The sequence below is a fragment of the Lentzea sp. NPDC051213 genome (assembly GCF_044455585.1).
GTDB lineage: Bacteria > Actinomycetota > Actinomycetes > Mycobacteriales > Pseudonocardiaceae > Lentzea.
Genome location: NZ_JBITEX010000002.1, coordinates 1,177,175 through 1,195,784 on the forward strand (window position 1 = coordinate 1,177,175; position 18,610 = coordinate 1,195,784).

An 18,610-nucleotide genomic window follows, 5' to 3' on the forward strand; every position below is an offset into this window, starting at 1 on the left:
ACTCACCAGATTCCGGGGACGACGAGGGCGAGCCAGACCAGCGGCGGTGCCGCCGCGACCATGATCCCGCCGTAGGCCATGAGCTGCTTGAAGAACTTGTCGCGGTCGACGTCCTGCGCACCGGCGAGCACCAGCGCGCCGTTGGTGGAGAACGGACTCACGTCGACCACGGTCGCCGACACCGCGAGCGCCGCGATCAGGCCGACCGCGCTGACGTCGCCCTGCAACAGGAACGGCACGGCGAGCGGGATGAGCGCGCCCATGATGCCGACCGACGAGGCGAACGCCGACACGATCGCGCCGATGTAGCAGATCAGCAGCGCGGCGAGCAGCGGAGCGCCGACGCCGGCGACGGAGTTGCCCGCCCACGTGATCGTGCCCATCGCCTGCAGCACGCCGACATAAGTCAGGATGCCGCAGATCAGCAGCACGGTCGGCCAGGTGATCTGGGTGATCGCCTGCTTGCTCTGCTCCGGCCACACCACGCTGAGCAGCACCGCGACCGTGATCGCGGCGAGGCCGACGTCGAGATCGAACACCAGCGCCGCCACCACGAGCGCGGCCAGGCCCGCGAGCGTGGCGATGCGCGGAGTGGTCAGCGCGACGCGTTCCTCGACCTCCTCGCCGTCGCCGCCTCCGCCACCGGTGCGGACCAGGGCAGGAGCCTCCACGGGCTGCCTCGCGAGCTTCAGACCGCCGAGCACCACGAAGACCACGGCCGCGATCAGCAGGTTCACCACGGCACTGGCCAGGAACAGCACGATCTCGTTGCCCGGCAGGCCTTCCTTGGCCACGATGCCGTTGACGATCGTGCCGTAGATGCTGATGGGGGAGAAGCCGCCCGCCTGCGCGCCGTGCACCACCATCACGCCCATCAGCAGCGGACTGATCCGGTACTTCGCGGCGAAGCCCATCGCGATCGGCGCGACGATCGCGACCGCCGCCGGGCTCACGGCACCGATCGCCGTCAGCACTCCGGTGATCGCGAACATCACCCACGGCATCAGCGCGATCCGCCCGCCGACCAGCCGGACAGCCATGTGCACCAGCCAGTCGGTGGTGCCGTTGGCCCTGGCGATGGCGAACAGGAACGTCACGCCGACCAGCACGACGAACAACGAGCCGGGGAAGCCTTTGAAGATCTCGTCGGTCTTCATGTCCGCGACGAGCGTGCCGACCCCGAAGGCCGCGGCGAACGCGAGCGCGCCCATGTTGACCGACCTGGTCGTGGCGATGACGAACACCACGACCAGCACGAGGATCGAAATCAGTTCGGGGGACATCGGGGGCGCTCCCGTCGTTGGGCTCCCAGAGGACAGTGGCCAAGTGGCTCAGCCACTTTCCGCCCTCTGTCCAGCAGCTGTCAAGAGGTGGCCTAGTGGCTGAGCCACTCGGCGGGCTACCCTGGACCGATGTCAGAGGCACTGCGGCCGATGGTGAAGTCCCGCCTGTACGAGCAGGTGCTGGATCGCCTGCGCGAGTACGTGGCGGAGGCGGACCTGCACGCGGGCGACCGGCTGCCGGCCGAACGCGACCTGGCCACGCGCCTCGGGGTGAGCCGCGCGTCGGTCAAGCAGGCGATCGTGGTGCTGGAGGTCCAGGGCCTCGTCGAAGCACGGCACGGCGGCGGCACCTACCTGGTCCGCGACACCCTCGACGTGGAACCGGTCGAGCAGCTCGTCGAACGCCGCAAGCGCCTCCCGGACGTGCTCGAGGCACGCGAGGCACTGGAGACGAAGCTCGCCGAGCTCGCCGCCGAACGCCGCACCGACGCCGAGCTGGAGGACATCCGGCAGGCACTCGGCTTCATGAGCGACGAGATCGCCGGCGGCGGGTTTGGCGTGGAGGGCGACCGGCGCTTCCACGCCGCGGTCACGGCCGCCGCGCACAGCTCGCTGCTCGCGGACTTCATGAAGACCATCGCCGGCCAGATCACCGAGAGCCGCAACGAGTCGCTGCGTCAGCCGGGCCGCCCGTCCCGTTCACTGGCGCAGCACACCGCGATCTACGACGCCATCGCCGCGGGGGAACCCAAGAAGGCGGCCGCGGCGATGCGCAAGCACGTCCGCACCGTGGCGAAGGTGCGGTTGCTGGACTGGGTGCCGGAGGACTGACGGCCCAGGGTCGTTCACTTCGAACGCACGTGTGCGCGCATTCCCTGTGGGCCGAAGAGAATCAGCAACTCGACCGCGCCGCCGTCGGCGCTGCCCAGCCAGTGCGGCACGGACGTGTCGAACTCGGCCGCCTCACCGGGTGACAGCGCAAGATCGCGATCACCGACCACGAGCCGCAACCGTCCGTTGAGGACGTACAGCCACTCGGAGCCGTCATGGGTCTGCGGCGTCGGTTCCAGCGGTTCCGGCACGGCGGGGATGAGCATCTTGAACGCCTGCGTGCCACCGGGCCGCCGGGACAGCGGGACGAACACCATGCCGTACCGCTTGATCGGCTTGAGGTGGATGCGCGGATCGCCGGTGCGCGGCGCGCCGACGAGCTCGTCGAGCGGCACGTCGTGGGCGCGGGCCAGCGGCAGGAGCAGCTCGAGCGTGGCCCGGCGTTGTCCCGTCTCCAACCGGGACAGGGTGCTCTCCGGAGTGCCGGTCTTCTCCGCGAGCTCGGCCAGGGTCACCCCGCGCTGATGCCGCAGCGCGCGCAGCCGCGGCCCCACCGAGTCGAGCACGTCCTTCGTTTCGTCGTCCACGTCCGCCAACTTGCCAGAACGGCAAGTTTTCGTGCCAGTCGGCGCCGGGCCTGGCAAGACTTCCGGCATGCGTCGAGACAAGCCACCACCCCGGACCGGAGGCAGTGAAGCCGAGGTGCTGCGCGGTTTCCTCGACTACCTGCGCGCCTCGATCGTGCGCAAGGTCGACGACGCGCCGGAACCACAGGTCCGCATCGCCGGTGTGCCTTCCGGCACGAACCTGCTCGGCCTCGTCCACCATCTGACGTGCGTCGAACGGGCGACGTTCCTCGGTGATGAGGTCACCAACTGGAAGGCCACGTTCCGCGCCGGCCGGAACGTCAGCGTCACGGAGGTCGTCGCCCGCTACCGGGAGGCGGTGGCACTCGCGAACGAGGTCCTCGACGGGTGCACCGATCTCACCGGCATGCGCTGGACGCTCACCCACATGATCGAGGAAACCGCCCGTCACGCGGGCCACGCGGACATCCTCCGCGAGCTGATCGACGGCCGCACCGGCCGCTGAACACGGTGAAACAGAACAGGAAATCATGATCCGCACAACACTGGCCGCACTCGCCCTGCTGCTCGGCGCCTGCGCCACCGCTCCGGAAGTGCCCGCCTACGCCGCCATCACCCAGCACGACCCGGACTTCGCCGGCACGTTCCGGCACGAGTTCGCCGACGTCGACGGCGTGCGCATGCACTACGTGACCGGCGGGAGCGGCAGCCCGGTCGTGCTGATCCACGGCTGGCCGCAGACCTGGTACGGCTGGTGGGAGATCATGCCCGAACTGGCCGAGCACCACACCGTCTACGCCATCGACCTGCCCGGTCTGGGCGACAGCAGCGGTTCCCCGTCCGGCTACGACAAAGCGACCCTCGCGCGGTACGTGCACGCGCTGATCGCCGACCGGCTCGGCCTGCGTGACGCCAACGTCGTCGGGCACGATCTCGGTGCCGCCGTGGCGTTCCAGTACGCGGCCCAGTTCCCCGGCGACACCGCCCGGCTCGGCTACCTCGACCTGCCGTTGCCGGGCCCGGGGATCGACGCGCCCGCCTACCGCTCGCTGAGCTGGCACATCGCGTTCCACTCGCAGCGCCGCGTACCGGAAACCGTGGTGGGCGACGACGTCCGCGAGTACCTGGCGCTGTTCTACCCGCAGGTGTCCTTCGGTGGCACGGCTTTCGGCGGAACGGCGGACCGCTCGCCGTTCACCGGCGCCGAGATCGACGAGTACGCCCGCACCTACCGCAGGCCCGAGGTCCTCGCCGGAGGCTTCGACCTCTACCGCAGTCTCGACCGCGACGTCCGGGACACCACGGCGGCCGCGCCCGTCAGCACGCCGACTCTTCTGCTGACCGCGCAAGGACAACTCGACCCGATCCGCGCCATCGCGGCCCCGCGCCTGACCAACATCGTGCGTGCGGCCGACGTGCCGGACGCTGGGCATTGGCTCGTCGAGGAGAACCCGCGGTTCGTCACCGCCGAGCTGGTGCGCTTTCTCAGCAGTGCCTGAGAAAGGCACTCGGCCGGGATTTCTGGAATTCGAACTGAAAAGTTAAACGTGCCTTCGAAGTGCAGGTCTGGCTTACGTTTTCGCCACCCTGCCTGCGAAGGAGTTTCGGTCATGCGATTGGGAAGAAAAGCAATAGCTGCCTCATGTGGTGCGGCGGTGGTGCTCGCCGTGGTCCAGGGCGGCGCGGTCGCCGAACCCTCGGTGCCGCCCGCCGCGGTGAATGGGGTGGCGGAGGCGCTGGGAGTCTCGGCCGAGCAGGCGCGCACCCAGCTCGTGGCGCAGGACGAGGCGCACAAGAAGTTCAAGGGCCTGCCCCAGGACCTGCGCGCGCAGTTGGCCGGCCACTGGTTCGACCCCGAGGCGAAGGCGCTCACCGTCTCGGTGACGAGCGCGAAGGCCGCCGAACAGGCCAGTGCGCTCGGTGTCAGGGCAACGATCGTCGGCAGGAGCGCCGCCGAGCTGGACCGGTTGCTCGGCGAGGTGCGCAAGCTGGTCGGGCAAGGCGTGCCCGGCGTGTACAGCTGGGGTGTCGACCTGAAGGACAACCAGGTCGACGTCACCGTCAACACGTCGAAGAAGACCCAAGCCACCGAACAGTTCCTGACGAAGGTGCGCGCGCTTGGCGCCGGTGTGAACGTCGTGCAAACGAAGTCACAGCAGTCGCAGCAGGCCGGCACCGTCCAGCCGGGCAGCCCGTGGTGGCCGGGTTCGGAGTCGAACTGCTCGATCGGGTTCGCCGCGACGGACTCCAACGGTGGCAAGCACTTCCTCACCGCCGGCCACTGCACGAACGACGCCAACCAGGCCGCTTACGGCCAGAGCGGCCAGCAGAACAAGCTCGGCACGTCGAACGTCGGCGGCTCCCGCAGCGTCAACGCCCGGGAAGGCGACATGGGCGTGGTCGCGGTGACCGAGCCCGGCTGGACGCTGTCCGCGGCGGTCAACACCTGGGGCCAGCCCGCGATCACCGTGACCGGGTCGGCCGAGGCGATGGTCGGCGACCGCGTCTGCCACTCCGGCAACACCTCGAAATGGCAGTGCGGCGAGGTCAAGTACACGCACAAGGCCGTGGATTACGGCGGTGGCCTGATCATCGAGGACCTGACCTGGACCACGGCGTGCTCGCGCGGCGGGGACTCCGGCGGCGGCTGGTTGCTCGGCGACAAGGCGGTCGGCCTGCACGACGGCGGCCCGTCGCAGTGCGTGCAGAACCCCACCCAGGACGACGACCTGTCGATCTTCCAGCCCGTGAACGAGGCGCTGCGGAAGTGGTCGCTGACGCTCGTCACGGGTGGGTCCGGCGACACGACGGCGCCGAGCGCGCCGGGCAACGCCCGGTCGACCGGCAGCACGTCGACCAGCGCGTCCCTCGCCTGGGACGCCTCCACGGACAACGTCGGGGTGACCGGGTACGAGGTCTACAACGGGTCTGCGCTGGCCGCGACCGTCACCGGCACCACCGCGACCGTGTCCGGTCTGAAGCCTGACTCGACCTACACGTTCACGATCAAGGCGAAGGACGCCGCGGGCAACGCATCGGCCGCGAGCGCCGAGGTCAAGGTGAGCACCCCGCCCGGCGGCGGCGACGAGGAGCCGCCGACGACCCCCGGCAACCTGCGGTCGACCGGTACCACGTCCAGCAGCGTGTCGCTGGCCTGGGACGCCTCGACGGACAACGTCGGGGTGACCGGGTACGAGGTCTACAACGGCAGCACGCTGGCCGCGACCGTCACCGGCACCACCGCGACGGTGGCGAACCTGAAGCCCGACACCGCGTACAGCTTCACCGTCCAGGCGACCGATGCGGCTGGCAACAGGTCGAAGCCGACCGTCGCGGTGTCCGCGCGCACCGCGCCCGGTGACACCGGCGGCCGGACGTTCACGAACGACACGGACTACCCGATCCGTGACTACCAGGTGGCCGTCAGCGCCGTGCGATCCACGGCGACCGGGGCGGCCGCGAACCCGATCACGGTCAAGGTCGACGCCACGCACACCTGCCTGGAAGACCTGAACGTCACGCTCGTCGGCCCGAGCGGCCGCTGGTACCCGCTGCTGAGGTGGCCGGGTGGCAACTACACCTGCACGCCGTTCCCCGCGGGCAGGACGTTCACCTTGGTCCCGGCGGCGGGGGAGGCCGCGGGCGGCACCTGGACACTGCGCATCGGGGACAACGGTCCCGGTGACACGGGTGTTCTGAGCGGTTGGGCCGTCACGGTCTAGCCGGGTGCCGGGTGGTGGCGGATCCCCGAGCGGGATCCGTCACCAGCTCCACTCGAAGCCGTAGCAACCGGGGCCGAACTTCAGCGCGACGCCGTGCACCGCGTTGCCCTCGTCCAGCCGCACCCCGAACTCCTGGCGCGTCCCGTCCACGTCGGTGACGTGCCTCGTGCACGTGCGGGGCAGCGCGGCGCCGTCGAACGACACCTCCAGCACGTACTCGTGCACCGGGCGCCGGAACTTGCGCTCGTAGTTCGTGGCCAGCGGGTACGGGGCGTGGTTGACGATCTCGTGCTCGGTGATCACGGTCTGCCCGCGGCGCAACGGCGCGCGGAACAGCAGCTCGGCCACCAGCAGGCCCTCGCCGGGACGGGTGACCACGCGCCCGAGCCGGCAGTTGTGGCGCGGTCTGATCAACGGCAGCGGCCGGTCGTGCTCGTCGAGGTGCACGATCGCCACCCAGCGGTCCGGGCCGTCCTCCTCGGCGCGCAGCACCTGCCGTGACAGGAACCTCCGCTCGCCGCGTTCCGGCCCCACCGTCACGTGGTCGTGCTGGCTGATGCGGGTGAGCCGGTGGTCCCAGTGCGTGTCGACCTGGCCGACCACGTCGTCGATCACCGCGGGCGCCGGCCACAGCGCGCCGATGCCGTTCTCCTGCCGTCTGATGGCGCGCACCCCTGGCGCGAGCAGAGCGGTCAACGTGCCGGGCGCGACCTCCAGCACGTCCTCCAGGTGCCCGACCGCGAGCAGGGACGCCCGCCGTTCGGGCAGGCTGCGGCCGGTCTGCCAGTAGCTCAGGGTGGCGAAGCTGAGGGAGACACCGCGCCGGGCGAGGTGGTCGCGGAGGCGTTCGAGCGAGAGACCGCGCGCCGTGATGGCCGCGCGCAACGCCTCCGCGAAACCCAGCGAGGTGGACATGGGACTCCTCGTGGCCGGAACGAGAGCCTTCCGACGGTATTCCTCCCGGCTAAGCAGCGGAGTCAGAACGTAAAAGTGAAAGGACCCCGGTCAACGGGAATGAACACCCGCTTGAATTTCAGACGCTGATCGACTCCATGACGGCGGCGAGCGGGGCCGCGGTCTCCGCATAACGGGTCGCCAGCGTCTGGAACAGCTGCTCGGCCTCGATCGCCGGCCAGTCCGCGGCCAGCAGCTCGGCGGGCAGGTGGGGGTCCTGGCGCACCAGGTCGAGCCAGTCCGAGTGCAGCACGAGCTGGCGCGCGAGGTCGTCCGGTAGCTCCGGCAGCGGCTTGCGGCCACCCCAGCGTGCGAGGAAGTCCTGGTAGCGGGCGCCGATCGCGGCCGTGTCGAACGCGCGCCGGGTGAGGTCCGCCGCCTCCGTCGGCTTGGCGTGCTGTGCGGTGAACACCGTGACGTTCTCCGTCAGGCCGAGGCTCTCCACCATCTCGGTCACGTCGCGGGTGCCGGGCGCGATCCACAGGCCGTTCTGGATCGGGCCGAAGCCTGCCCACTGCAGCTGCGAGCGCAGGTCGTGCCGGTCGCCGCGGCGGCCCTCCGGCAGGGAGAAGCCGACGAGCGTCCAGGTGCCGTCCCAGTCCGTGTTCACCGCGCCGGTCTGCCAGATGCGGCGTTCGCCGTCCTGCAGCACGTCGCCCGCTCTGCTGGTCAGTCCGAAGTAGACCTTGCGGCCGTTGCGGTGCTTGGCGAGCAAGCCGCGGGCGGTCATCCGGGTCAGCGTGGAGCGCACCGCCTCCTCCGACACGTCCACGCGTCCGAAGACGTCGATCACGCTGCCGGAGTACACGGCGATGTCCCGGCCGAGGACGTACAGGCCGAGGAAGTTGAGCATCAGCGACTGCGGGGTCACGCTGTCACGATACATGTTGGGCAGAATCTAGACGACCGTCACCAAAATGACGTACGTTGGTGTCGACCCCAACGGAGAGGACTCGTCGGATGGATCTGTCGGGAAAGGTCGCGATCGTCACCGGAAGCGGGCGCGGGCTGGGCCGGGCGTACGCGGAAGCCTTGGCGCGCAACGGGGCCAAGGTCGTGGTGAACGACGTGGACCACGCCGCCGAGGAGGTCGCCGCGCAGATCGGCGGCCACGCCGTAGTCGCCCCGGTCGGGTCGGCGGAGACCGCCCAGCTGCTGGTCGACGCCGCGGTCGAGAAGTTCGGGCGGCTGGACGTGCTGGTCACCAACGCGGGCATCCTGCGCGACCGGGTGCTGTGGAAGATGAGCGACGACGACTTCGACGCCGTCATCAACGTCCACCTGCGCGGCACCTTCACCTGCGCCCGCGCGGCGGCGGTGCGGATGCGGGAGCAGGGGACGGGCGGCAGCCTCGTGCTGATCTCGTCACCGGCCGGGCAGCGCGGCAACTTCGGCCAGACCAACTACGCCGCCGCCAAGGCCGGCATCGTCGCGATGGCGCGCACCTGGGCGCTGGAGCTCTCCAGATCGGACATCGCGGTGAACGCGGTCGTCCCGGTCGCCGCCACCGAGATGACCAAGACGATTCCCGCGTTCGGGCCGTTGATCGAGGAGGCCGAACGCACCGGCGAGCCGCTGCCGGACTGGGTGCGGCGCGACGAGGGGCTCGGCACCGTCGGCGACGTCGCGGAACTGATCGTCTACCTCGCCTCCGACGCGGCCAAGGGCGTGACCGGGCAGGCGATCGGCATCGGCGGCGACCGGCTCGCGCTGTGGCGGCACCCCGCCGAGAAGCAGGTGCTGTTCGCCGACGGTGGCTGGAGCGCGGACGCGATCGCCGGGCAGTGGGACGTGGTCGAGCCCGAGACCTACGGCATTCCGCTTCCGGTGGCGCCATGAACATCGACGACCTGGTGGCCATCGACGTGCACACGCACGCCGAGATCTCCGGTGACGGCCACAGTTCCCTGAGCCCGGCGCTGATCGAGGCCTCCGCCAAGTACTTCAAGGCGGCCCACCGCCAGCCCACGATCGCCGAGACCGCCGAGATCTACCGCGAACGCTCGATGGCCGCGGTGATCTTCACCGTCGACGCCGAGCACGCCACCGGCCACCCGCGCATCGCCAACGAGGAGATCGCAGCGTCCTGCGCCGAGCACGCCGACGTGCTCATCCCGTTCGCGAGCGTCGACCCGTGGAAGGGGCGCGCGGCGGTGCGGGAGGCGCGCAGGCTGGTCGAGGAGCACGGCGTGCGCGGCTTCAAGTTCCACCCCAGCCTGCAGGACTTCGCGCCGAACGACCGGATGGCCTACCCGCTCTACGACGTGATCGAGGAGCTCGGCGTGCCCGCGCTGTTCCACAGTGGACAGACCGGGATCGGTGCCGGGGTGCCCGGTGGCGGCGGGATCCGGCTCAAGCACTCCAACCCGATGCTCGTCGACGACGTCGCGGTCGACTTCCCGCACCTCAAGATCGTGCTCGCGCACCCGTCGTTCCCGTGGCAGGACGAGGCGCTCGCGGTCGCCACGCACAAGCCGTTCGTGTACATCGACCTGTCCGGCTGGTCGCCCAAGTACTTCCCGCCGAACCTGGTCCGCTACGCCAACACCGTGCTGCAGGACAAGGTCCTGTTCGGCTCGGACCACCCGGTGATCACGCCGGACCGCTGGCTTCAAGATTTCGCCGCGCTCGACATCAAGGACGAGGTGCGGCCGAAGATCCTCAAGCACAACGCCGCCCGCCTGCTCGGACTCGTCAAGGAGGACGCATGACCACCGCTGTACAGGGACTGGACGAACTCAGGGCCCTCGCCGGCACCGACCTCGGCTACACCGACTGGCTCCAGGTCGACCAGGAGCGCGTCAACACCTTCGCCGACGCCACCGACGACCACCAGTGGATCCACGTCGACCCCGCACGAGCCGCGGCCGGCCCGTTCGGCGGCACGATCGCGCACGGCTACCTGACGTTGTCCCTGCTCATCCCGCTCTTCGGTGACCTGCTGGCCATCGGGGGCGTGCGGATGAGCGTCAACTACGGCCTGGAGAAGGTGCGGTTCCCCGCGCCCGTGCCGGTCGGCGCCAAGATCCGCTTGAAGGGCCAGGTCGTGTCCGCCGACGAGGTCGCGGGCAACGGCGTGCAGATGGTCGTCGACTTCACGGTCGAGATCGAGGGGTCAGAGAAGCCCGCGTGCGTCGCACGCGCCGTTTACCGCCACTACGCATAAGGTGAAGTGAAGTCATGGCGACAACAACGCAGTTACGCCGGGCCGTCGCGTCGAGCTTCCTCGGCAGTGTGATCGAGTATTACGACTTCCTGCTCTACGCCACGGCCTCCGCGGTCGTGTTCGGCAAGGTGTTCTTCTCCTCGCTGGACCCGCTGGTCGCGACCATCGCGAGCTTCGGCACGTTCGCCACCGGTTACCTCGCCCGCCCGCTCGGCGGTGTCCTCTTCGGACACTTCGGCGACCTGCTGGGGCGCAAGAAGATGCTCGTGCTCACGATGAGCATGATGGGCATCGCGAGCTTCCTCATCGGTGTGCTGCCCACCTACGCCCAGATCGGCTGGCTCGCACCGGCCGGGCTCGTGCTGCTGAGGGTCGTGCAGGGCATCTCGGTCGGCGGTGAGTGGGGCGGAGCGGTGCTGATGTCCGCCGAGCACGCCACTTCACGCCGTGGCCTGTGGGCGAGCTTCACCAACGCCGGCGCGCCGTGCGGCATGGTGCTGTCGACCGCCGCGCTCACCGGCACCGCGGCGCTGGTGGGGGAGCGGGCGTTCCTCGACTGGGGCTGGCGGGTGCCGTTCCTGCTCAGCCTGGTGCTGCTCGGTATCGGCCTGTTCGTGCGCAGCAAGGTCGAGGAGACGCCGGTGTTCAAGGCGGAGCGCAAGCGCTCCTCCGCGCCGCTGATGGACGTGCTGCGCAACCACCCGCGCACGTTGCTGCTCGCCATCGGGGTCGGCCTCTCGGCGTTCGTCGCGCAGTCGACGCTGACGACGTTCGTGCTCGCGTACGGCGTCCAGGCCGGCACCAGCAGGCAGGTGATCCTCAACGCCCTCACGCTGTCGTCCGCGCTCGCCGTGCTCGGCATCCTCGGCTGGTCCGCGGCCTCGGACAAGTTCGGCAGGCGGCCGGTGGTGCTCGCCGGCGCGGTCATCATGGCAGCGTTCGGGTTCGTGCTCTTCCCGTTGGTGGACAACGGCTTCCTGATCATCGCCCTCGTGCTGGGGCAGGCCGTGATCCACCCGATGATGTACGGCCCGCTCGCCGCCCTCTACAGCGAGCTCTTCAGCACCGGCAGCCGCTACACCGGCGCCTCGCTCGGCTACCAGCTGGCGGGACTCGGCGCCGGGCTCGCCCCGCTGCTGTTCGCCCAGGTGCAGTCTGTTTCGGGCACCACCGCCATCTCGTTCATCCTCGCGGCGTTCTGCCTGCTCACCGTCGTGTGCACGTTGGCGTTGCAGGAGACCAGCCGCACGAGCCTGACAGGAGACCGGAATGCGGAACGCGGGACTGGGCAGCTGGCCGGCGCGCCGCGCCCGAATCGCGCCGGCGCGTGACGCTCTCACCTTCGACGGCGTCTCCACCACCTACGCGGAACTGGCCGACCGCACCACGCGGCTGGCGCGGCAACTGGAACAACTCGGCGTCGGGCGTGGTGACCGGGTCGCCTACCTCGGCCCCAACCATCCGTCGTTCGCCGAGACGATGTTCGCCGCCCACCTGCTCGGCGCGATCTTCGTCCCGCTGAACTTCCGCCTCACCCCCGCGGAGCTCAACTACCAGCTGGCCGACAGCGGCGCGCGCGTGCTGATCCACGCGCCGTCGCACCGGGCAGAGCACCAGGCGGCGATCTCGCTCGACGGCTACGAGGAGTGGCTCGCCGCCGGCTCGTCCGCACCGCTCGACGTGCCGGTCGCGATCGACGACCCCGCGCTGATCCTCTACACCTCCGGCACCACCGGCAGGCCCAAGGGCGCCGTGCTGAGCCACGCCAACCTGCTGTGGAACACGTTCAACCTGCTGGTGGGCGCGGACCTCGCGAGCGACGAGGTCACGCTCGTCACCGCGCCGCTGTTCCACGTCGCCGCTCTCACCCAGACGCTGCTGCCGACCTTCATCAAGGGCGGCCGCAGCGTCATCACCCCCGGCTGGGACATCGGCGAGTGCGTCGCCCTGATCGAGAAGTACCGGGTGACGTACATGTTCGGGGTGTCCACGATGTACGGCGACCTCGCCGCTTCCCCGCACTGGCGCACCGCCGACCTGTCGTCGGTGCGGATGCTGATGTGCGGGGGAGCGGCCGTGCCGGACGCCGTGATCCGGACCTACCAGGAACGAGGTCTGGTGTTCTGCCAGGGTTACGGCCTCACCGAGACCGCGCCGGGCGCCACGTTCCTGGAGGCGGGCGACAGCGTGCGCAAGGCGGGATCCGCCGGTGTGCCGGTGTTCTTCGACGACATCCGGCTCGCCGGGAACGGTGAGATCGAGGTGCAGGGACCGAACGTCACCCCCGGCTACTGGAACGACCCCGTCGCGACAGCCGCCGCGTTCACCGACGACGGCTGGTTCCGCACCGGCGACATCGGCCGCCTCGACGACGACGGTCACCTGTACGTCGTGGACCGGGTCAAGGACATGTACATCTCCGGCGGCGAGAACGTGTACCCGGCCGAGGTGGAGAACGTGATCGCCGACCACCCCGACGTCGCCGAGGTGGCGGTGGTCGGCGTCCCCGACGCACGCTGGGGCGAGGTCGGCCGCGCGTTCGTGCGCTCACGACCGGGTTCCGCTCTCGACGCCGCCGGCCTGCGGGAGTTCCTGCTGCCCCGGCTGGCGAAGTACAAGATCCCGGTGCACGTCGAGGTGGTGGCCGAACTGCCGCGCACGGGGTCGGGCAAGGTGCTCAAGTCCGCGCTGCGCCGCCTCCCCATGAACGCCTGACGCACGCCTCGTCAGTCCGGTAGCAGCGGCACCGAGATGCCGGGGTCGCGCCCGAGCAGCACCGCCCGCGTCACCGCCGAGGTGCCGAAGCGGTCCCGCACGTGGTCCAGTGCGGAGTCGAGCGCGCCCGGCTCGTGGTCCTCGAACGGGAGCATGAGCTGCATCGGGTTCTCGTCCTGGAGATTGGCGAGGGACACGCCCAGCAACGTGATGCCGCGGCTCGTGATCAGGGGCATCGCCGTGGTGAGAAGCAGTTTCGCCGTCGTCAGCAGCACATCCGTTGCCGTCGTGGGATGCGGCAACGTGTGTGAGCGGGTCGCCCGCGTGAAGTCGGCGAAACGCAGGCGCAGCACCACGGTCCGGCACGCGCGGTGGGCCGTGCGCAGGCGCCGGGAGACGCCGTCGATGAGGGAGGCGAGGATGGCCTCGAGGTCGTCGGGTGTGCGTGGCCGGCGGCCCAGCGCCCGCTGCGAGCCGATCGAACGGCGGCGTCTCCCGGTCTGCACCGGACGCGGATCCTGGTTGTGCGCCAACGCGTGCAGGTGCCTGCCGGCCGCTTTGCCCAGGATCGCCACCAGGGTTCGCTGGTCGAACGCGGCGACCTGGGCGACCGTGTGCAGGCCGCGGTCGTGCAGCTTGGCCGCGGTCACCTCGCCGACGCCCCACAGCCGTTCGACCGGCAACGGGTGGAGGAACTCGAGCTCACCGTCCGGTGGCACGACCAGCAGCCCGTCCGGCTTGGCCACCGCGCTCGCGACCTTGGCCAGGAACTTCGTCCTGGCCACGCCGACGGTGATCGGCAGCCCGACCAGCTCGAGCACGTCCGCCCGCAGTCGTGCGGCGATCACCTCCGGCGGACCGGCGATCCGGTGCAGGCCGCCGACGTCCAGGAACGCCTCGTCGATCGACAGGCCCTCGACCAGCGGCGTGGTGTTGCGGAAGACCTCGAACACCGCCTTGCTCGCGGCGGAGTACGCCGACATCCGCGGTGGCACGACGATCGCGTGTGGACACAGCCGCAACGCCTGCGCGCCACCCATCGCGGTGCGCACGCCGCGCGCCTTGGCCTCGTAACTCGCGGCCAGCACCACCCCGCCGCCGACGATCACCGGGCGGCCCCGCAGGCGTGGGTCGTCCCGCTGCTCGACGGACGCGTAGAACGCGTCCAGGTCGGCGTGCAGGATGGTCGCGGCGGTCACGAACACATGTTCGCATCCTTCACTCGTTCGGCATAGCTCCGTCGAGCAGCACGCCGTTGTCCAGGCGCAACCAGCGGTCGATCTTCACCTCGTTCAGGAACCGCTCGTCGTGGCTGACGATGACGAACGCGCCCTGGTAGGAGTTGAGCGCACTCTCCAGCTGCGCGGCGCTGACGAGGTCGAGGTTGTTCGTGGGTTCGTCGAGCAACAGCAGTTGTGGCGCGGGTTCGGCGAACAGGATGCACGCCAGCGTGGCGCGCAGCCGCTCGCCACCGGACAGCGCCGCGACCGGCAGGTGGGCCCGCGCGCCCCGGAAGAGGAAGCGCGCCAACAGGTTCATCCGCTCCGCGGGCGGCATCGCCGGAGCGGCCGCGGCCAGGTTCTCGGCCACCGTGCGGGCGTCGTCGAGCAGGTCGAGGCGCTGGGACAGGTAGGCGATCCGGCCGTCGGCCCGCTTCACCTCACCGCTGTCCGGCGTCAGGGAACCGTCGATGACGCGCAGCAACGTCGACTTGCCCGCGCCGTTCGGGGCGGCGAGCGCGATGCGTTCCGGGCCGCGGATCGTGAGGTCCACGCCCTCGAACAGCTCGCGCACCCGGATGCCCGCGCCGGAGAAGAGCGTGCGTCCGGCGGGCACGGCGGTCTGCGGCAGCTCCAGGCTGATCTTCTGCTCGTCCTTCACCGAGCGCTCGGCCTGGTCGAGCCGGTCCTTGGCGGCACTGAGCCGGTTCGCGTGCGTGCCGTCGGCCCTGGCGGCGGACACCTCCGCGTTGCGTTTCATGTTGCCGGCGAAGATCCTTGGCAGACCCGCGTTGGACAGGTTGCGCTGCGCGTTCGAGGCGCGCCGGGCGGCGCGTTCACGGGCCTGCTGCATCTCCCGCTTCTCGCGCTTGACCTCCTGCTCGGCGCTGCGGATGTTCTTCTCCGCGACCTCGCGCTCGGCCGTGACCGCCTGTTCGTAGGAGCTGAAGTTGCCGCCGTAGAACCGGATCTCGCCGCCGTCGAGCTCCGCGACGCGGTCCATCCGGTCGAGCAACGCGCGGTCGTGGCTGACCACGACCAGGCACCCGCGCCAGTCGTCCAGCACGGCGTAGAGCCGGCGGCGGGCATCGAGGTCGAGGTTGTTGGTCGGTTCGTCGAGCAGCAGCACGTCCGGCTGCTTGAGCAACTGGGCCGCGAGCCCGAGCGAGACGATCTGCCCGCCGCTCAGCGTGCCGAGCGTGCGGTCGAGCGCGAGGTCGCCGAGACCGAGGCGGTCGAGCTGGGCGCGGGTGCGTTCCTCGATGTCCCAGTCGCTGCCGATGACGGTGAAGTGCTCCTCGCCGACGTCGCCGGACTCCACGGCCGCGATGGAGCGCAGGACCTCCGCGATGCCGAGCACCTCGGCCACCGTGAGTTCGGCGGTCAGCGGCAGGTCCTGGGGGAGGTAGCCGATCACGCCGTCGGCGGTGACGCTGCCCTCGGCCGGCGTCAACGCCCCCGCGGCGAGCTTGAGCAGCGTCGACTTCCCGGCGCCGTTCGGGGCGACGAGACCGGTGTGGCCGTCGGGAAACGTGACGGACAGGCCGTCGAAGACCGCGGTGTCGTCCGGCCAGGCGAAGGACAGGTTGGACACGACAAGTGACATGGGAGAGACCTCGGGAGGGTGCTGCGCGGGGACTACCGCGCGTATGGACAGGGGAACGACGAAGTGGCCACCACGGCGTTGCCGCTCATGGCCTGTCACCTTCCGGGCTCACCCGGAGATGTCGTCTTCACCTACCAGCACGTCGAACTCCTCGTCAGGGACGTTGATCTCCACACCCACGGTAGCAGCAGGCTCAACTGAGTGCCGTACCCCTGCGAATGCCAGCCTGGTTGTCCTCGCGAGCGGTCCTCCGAAGTGATCCGCAGAGCAGGCCACGACGCTGGCCGGCTCGCCTCACTCGACATATCAGGACGCATCATTCAGGTCTGGAAGCGTTTCATCAGAAGGGCGGAACCGGTGCGTGTCCACTCGGACTTCTAGACGAGGAATCGACGCAGCGCTTTCGGACTTGCTGCGTACCTCAACGATGAGCTCCTCAATGCTCTCGATGGCTTCCAGCATAGAGTGTCTGACGGCGAAAAGCAGTTCCGTAGCTGCGCGCGCCTCTCTTTTCATTTGGTCGGCCGTTCGGGTGGGGGTTTTGCTTCCCGCGTGCTGCTCGGTAATTCCGGTGAGCACGGTAATCAGGTTTGTTGCTGCCATTTCCCAGGTGGCAATGGTGGCCAGTTTTGTTTTGATGGCGATGTTCCGTTTGCTGAACTCTCTGCGGCGCGCGTGCATGAGAGAGGAAAGCTTCTCACTCGACCTGTGTACCCTTATTGCGGTCTTGTTCCATTCTCTGAATTTATCCTTGTAACTGCCACCTTTTCCCGGTGCTTTCTGAAGTTCGTCGAGTACGCGCTCGGCCTCATCACGCCAATTCTCCAGTGTTGAGGATAGGCTGATCACGGCGAGTCAATTCTGGCTGCGGGTCCAGCGTTGGTCCGCAGAACGGCGCAACTCTTCGCCTGCCTGGCGGATGTCAGGCAGCACCTTGTGGGCGATGACAGCGTTGGACATCCTGATGAGCTTCTCGCGAACCGCTCTGAGTTCGAGTTGCACCTCGAGAGTGTCCCCGGCATCTTCGAGGATGTGTTCCAGTCGGGTTGCTAGTGCCCGCAGCCCCTCTCCGATGTCTGCGAGGCGTTCGCCGCTGGACGTCGGTGAGAGGTTATCGATTCCGTGTAAGAGCTGCAGGAGCAGTTCTGGGACAACGTCCGGATGTGGTCGCGGACGCAGCTGGATGATCTTTGCCTCAGGCGGTGCGCTTCGGTCAGCTGCAGGTTCGTCGAATTCCAATTCGTGGACTGCTGCCGCTCTGTGCATTTCAATTGGTGCGCCGGGCTGATTTCGGTTTGTGTGGTCGAGATTGTGGAACGCACGCGTTGCAAGTGCGGCAACTTCGAAGAACCACCGACGATCGGCGATGGACGGGAATCGGGCGTGTTGGGATGTGAGCCTCAGGGCCACGATCGCCAGTGCGAGCAACTTCTGGCGCGGCCAGTCGTGGCCGGCGCCGCTCTCGAGTGCGAGGAGCTCTGATGCCTCGTGGATTCGTTGGCTTACCGCGCGATATCCCGTGGTCGGAGGAGTCTCTGAGGTGGTGTCTGGTTCTACGATCAACTCTGCGAGTCGTCGTCGGAGGCCGGTGTCGGGCGCAAGATCGGGCAGCCATTCGGCGGCTATCGATCCGAGCAACTTCATCGGGTCTCGTGCCAATGGCCCGTTGTATGTGAATCTTCCAAGGTCGAGCAGTTTGTATGAGTTCGCGTCAATCACTGGCTTGGTTGGCACGAGTAGGTTGTGCACGTGCAGATCTCCATGGCACAAGCCAGACCAGATCTCGATCACTTCGTCTGTCGGGCGCAGCAATGCTAGGGGGTTAGGTAGACGCTCTTTTCGGCCAGAGAAATCCACGTATGGGTCGGGCTTTTCGAGGTTTAGTCCCGTTTCCTGGGTGAAAGTGCTGAGTCCGCAGCCGGGACGCAGGTAGTCTGCGATGGACTTGTGCACATATTCGTTGACTGGGACTTCAGTGTGCTCGTAAGGCTGCTCGGCGTTCCACTCCAGGTGTACTGATTTTATTATGGAAGCGCAGTGGTCACCCAATGCGGGATCGATCATGATATTGGCGAGAGGCACCCAACTGCTCACGTCCCCGCCACCCACATCCTGGACGTGGAGGTACCAAGAGCATCCCGGAAGCTTTTCGGAGACGATGGTCGGAATGATGTGCCTGTCGAAGAATGCGCTTGGAGAGTGCTGCTTCGCAAGGCTGACGTTGCGCGATTCCAGCTTCCCTAGTTCTGGAGGGATCAGTTTGAGGATCTGTTCCCGTCGTCCAGTTCGGACCTTCGTGCGCACGCGCGCAATCGCGGAGCCGCTTCGACCGGACAGCCAGGCGCGCCATTCCAGCTCCACTGCGGCTGTCTCGGTCCATTCGCTGAGGGCCGTGACGACGTCTGGGGCGACCCTGTCCAGCCACACTTCTTCGTTGGCGAGCAACGCCGGCCCCCTCACCTGTTGGGCGGTCTCCCTCAGTACATGACCTCGATAAGATCGTTCCGCCTCAGCGCCCGGCACCAG

At 68.7% G+C, this 18,610-nt stretch carries 17 protein-coding genes; 9 read left to right on the forward strand and 8 right to left on the reverse strand.

The genetic code is table 11. From position 1 onward, the window contains the following. Nucleotides 1-2 precede the first annotated feature (2 nt). A complete protein-coding gene (locus ACIA8G_RS12130; protein ID WP_396418411.1) occupies nucleotides 3-1,283 on the reverse strand; it encodes an SLC13 family permease in 1,281 nt (426 codons plus the stop codon). 129 nt (nucleotides 1,284-1,412) lie between these two features. Here ACIA8G_RS12130 and ACIA8G_RS12135 point away from each other — a divergent pair, with 129 nt between their 5' ends. Further along, the gene (locus ACIA8G_RS12135; RefSeq protein WP_396418413.1) at nucleotides 1,413-2,114 is read left to right on the forward strand and encodes a FadR/GntR family transcriptional regulator; all 702 of its coding nucleotides are present in this window, start codon (nucleotides 1,413-1,415) and stop codon (nucleotides 2,112-2,114) included. Nucleotides 2,115-2,128: 14 nt separating this feature from the next. Here the strand turns inward: ACIA8G_RS12135 and ACIA8G_RS12140 are convergent, their stop codons facing one another. Beyond that, nucleotides 2,129-2,701 carry a helix-turn-helix domain-containing protein gene (locus ACIA8G_RS12140; RefSeq protein WP_396418414.1) on the reverse strand — a complete coding sequence of 191 codons (573 nt, stop codon included), beginning with the start codon at nucleotides 2,699-2,701 and terminating at the stop codon, nucleotides 2,129-2,131. A gap of 67 nt (nucleotides 2,702-2,768) precedes the next feature. Between ACIA8G_RS12140 and ACIA8G_RS12145 the strand changes: the two genes are divergently transcribed. From ACIA8G_RS12145 to ACIA8G_RS12155, 3 genes are all read left to right on the forward strand, one after another. Then, nucleotides 2,769-3,206, forward strand: coding sequence for a DinB family protein (locus ACIA8G_RS12145; protein WP_396418415.1), 438 nt, complete (start codon nucleotides 2,769-2,771; stop codon nucleotides 3,204-3,206). Nucleotides 3,207-3,231: 25 nt separating this feature from the next. After that, nucleotides 3,232-4,200, forward strand: coding sequence for an alpha/beta fold hydrolase (locus ACIA8G_RS12150; protein ID WP_396418416.1), 969 nt, complete (start codon nucleotides 3,232-3,234; stop codon nucleotides 4,198-4,200). A gap of 111 nt (nucleotides 4,201-4,311) precedes the next feature. Further along, a complete protein-coding gene (locus ACIA8G_RS12155; RefSeq protein WP_396418417.1) occupies nucleotides 4,312-6,423 on the forward strand; it encodes a fibronectin type III domain-containing protein in 2,112 nt (703 codons plus the stop codon). Between the two features lie 39 nt (nucleotides 6,424-6,462). Here the strand turns inward: ACIA8G_RS12155 and ACIA8G_RS12160 are convergent, their stop codons facing one another. Together ACIA8G_RS12160 and ACIA8G_RS12165 are read right to left on the reverse strand one after the other, a co-directional pair. After that, nucleotides 6,463-7,338 carry a multiprotein-bridging factor 1 family protein gene (locus ACIA8G_RS12160; protein WP_396418418.1) on the reverse strand — a complete coding sequence of 292 codons (876 nt, stop codon included), beginning with the start codon at nucleotides 7,336-7,338 and terminating at the stop codon, nucleotides 6,463-6,465. Between the two features lie 118 nt (nucleotides 7,339-7,456). Beyond that, on the reverse strand, nucleotides 7,457-8,248 hold the full coding sequence (locus ACIA8G_RS12165; protein ID WP_396418419.1) for a PaaX family transcriptional regulator C-terminal domain-containing protein: 792 nt from the start codon (nucleotides 8,246-8,248) through the stop codon (nucleotides 7,457-7,459). An 89-nt stretch (nucleotides 8,249-8,337) separates the two neighbouring features. Here ACIA8G_RS12165 and ACIA8G_RS12170 point away from each other — a divergent pair, with 89 nt between their 5' ends. From ACIA8G_RS12170 to ACIA8G_RS12190, 5 genes are read left to right on the forward strand one after another with little or no spacing between them, the layout of a single operon-like run. After that, on the forward strand, nucleotides 8,338-9,216 hold the full coding sequence (locus ACIA8G_RS12170; RefSeq protein WP_396418420.1) for an SDR family NAD(P)-dependent oxidoreductase: 879 nt from the start codon (nucleotides 8,338-8,340) through the stop codon (nucleotides 9,214-9,216). Continuing rightward, nucleotides 9,213-10,088 carry an amidohydrolase family protein gene (locus tag ACIA8G_RS12175; protein ID WP_396418421.1) on the forward strand — a complete coding sequence of 292 codons (876 nt, stop codon included), beginning with the start codon at nucleotides 9,213-9,215 and terminating at the stop codon, nucleotides 10,086-10,088. Before ACIA8G_RS12170 ends, ACIA8G_RS12175 begins: the two co-directional genes overlap by 4 nt. Further along, nucleotides 10,085-10,543, forward strand: a complete 459-nt coding sequence (locus ACIA8G_RS12180) for a MaoC family dehydratase (protein ID WP_396418422.1) — start codon at nucleotides 10,085-10,087, stop codon at nucleotides 10,541-10,543. The genes ACIA8G_RS12175 and ACIA8G_RS12180 overlap by 4 nt, the downstream gene beginning before the upstream one ends. A 14-nt stretch (nucleotides 10,544-10,557) precedes the next feature. Continuing rightward, complete coding sequence (locus ACIA8G_RS12185; RefSeq protein WP_396418424.1) at nucleotides 10,558-11,874, forward strand: MFS transporter; 1,317 nt, start codon at nucleotides 10,558-10,560, stop codon at nucleotides 11,872-11,874. After that, nucleotides 11,813-13,258 (forward strand): long-chain fatty acid--CoA ligase, encoded by a 1,446-nt coding sequence (locus ACIA8G_RS12190; RefSeq protein ID WP_396418425.1) that lies wholly within the window; start codon nucleotides 11,813-11,815, stop codon nucleotides 13,256-13,258. The genes ACIA8G_RS12185 and ACIA8G_RS12190 overlap by 62 nt, the downstream gene beginning before the upstream one ends. A gap of 11 nt (nucleotides 13,259-13,269) precedes the next feature. Here the strand turns inward: ACIA8G_RS12190 and dinB are convergent, their stop codons facing one another. The 4 genes from dinB to ACIA8G_RS12210 all read right to left on the reverse strand — a co-directional run bounded on the left by dinB (nucleotide 13,270) and on the right by ACIA8G_RS12210 (nucleotide 18,529). After that, nucleotides 13,270-14,463: a DNA polymerase IV gene (gene dinB / locus ACIA8G_RS12195; RefSeq protein WP_396418426.1), complete on the reverse strand. Its 1,194-nt coding sequence runs from the start codon at nucleotides 14,461-14,463 to the stop codon at nucleotides 13,270-13,272. A 13-nt stretch (nucleotides 14,464-14,476) separates the two neighbouring features. After that, nucleotides 14,477-16,084 (reverse strand): ABC-F family ATP-binding cassette domain-containing protein, encoded by a 1,608-nt coding sequence (locus ACIA8G_RS12200; RefSeq protein WP_396418427.1) that lies wholly within the window; start codon nucleotides 16,082-16,084, stop codon nucleotides 14,477-14,479. A gap of 306 nt (nucleotides 16,085-16,390) precedes the next feature. Then, the gene (locus tag ACIA8G_RS12205; protein ID WP_396418428.1) at nucleotides 16,391-16,933 is read right to left on the reverse strand and encodes a hypothetical protein; all 543 of its coding nucleotides are present in this window, start codon (nucleotides 16,931-16,933) and stop codon (nucleotides 16,391-16,393) included. Nucleotides 16,934-16,939: 6 nt separating this feature from the next. Then, nucleotides 16,940-18,529, reverse strand: a complete 1,590-nt coding sequence (locus tag ACIA8G_RS12210; RefSeq protein ID WP_396418429.1) for a hypothetical protein — start codon at nucleotides 18,527-18,529, stop codon at nucleotides 16,940-16,942. Between the last annotated feature and the right edge of the window lie 81 nt (nucleotides 18,530-18,610).

Coding starts and splice junctions, on each gene's coding strand:
- ACIA8G_RS12200 (WP_396418427.1), bottom strand. CDS start 16,084: ATGTCACTTGTCGTGTCCAACCTGTCCTTCGCCTGGCCGGACGACACC.
- ACIA8G_RS12170 (WP_396418420.1), top strand. CDS start 8,338: ATGGATCTGTCGGGAAAGGTCGCGATCGTCACCGGAAGCGGGCGCGGG.
- ACIA8G_RS12130 (WP_396418411.1), bottom strand. CDS start 1,283: ATGTCCCCCGAACTGATTTCGATCCTCGTGCTGGTCGTGGTGTTCGTC.
- ACIA8G_RS12180 (WP_396418422.1), top strand. CDS start 10,085: ATGACCACCGCTGTACAGGGACTGGACGAACTCAGGGCCCTCGCCGGC.
- ACIA8G_RS12175 (WP_396418421.1), top strand. CDS start 9,213: ATGAACATCGACGACCTGGTGGCCATCGACGTGCACACGCACGCCGAG.
- ACIA8G_RS12160 (WP_396418418.1), bottom strand. CDS start 7,338: ATGTCCACCTCGCTGGGTTTCGCGGAGGCGTTGCGCGCGGCCATCACG.
- ACIA8G_RS12185 (WP_396418424.1), top strand. CDS start 10,558: ATGGCGACAACAACGCAGTTACGCCGGGCCGTCGCGTCGAGCTTCCTC.
- ACIA8G_RS12135 (WP_396418413.1), top strand. CDS start 1,413: ATGTCAGAGGCACTGCGGCCGATGGTGAAGTCCCGCCTGTACGAGCAG.
- ACIA8G_RS12145 (WP_396418415.1), top strand. CDS start 2,769: ATGCGTCGAGACAAGCCACCACCCCGGACCGGAGGCAGTGAAGCCGAG.
- ACIA8G_RS12155 (WP_396418417.1), top strand. CDS start 4,312: ATGCGATTGGGAAGAAAAGCAATAGCTGCCTCATGTGGTGCGGCGGTG.
- ACIA8G_RS12150 (WP_396418416.1), top strand. CDS start 3,232: ATGATCCGCACAACACTGGCCGCACTCGCCCTGCTGCTCGGCGCCTGC.
- ACIA8G_RS12190 (WP_396418425.1), top strand. CDS start 11,813: ATGCGGAACGCGGGACTGGGCAGCTGGCCGGCGCGCCGCGCCCGAATC.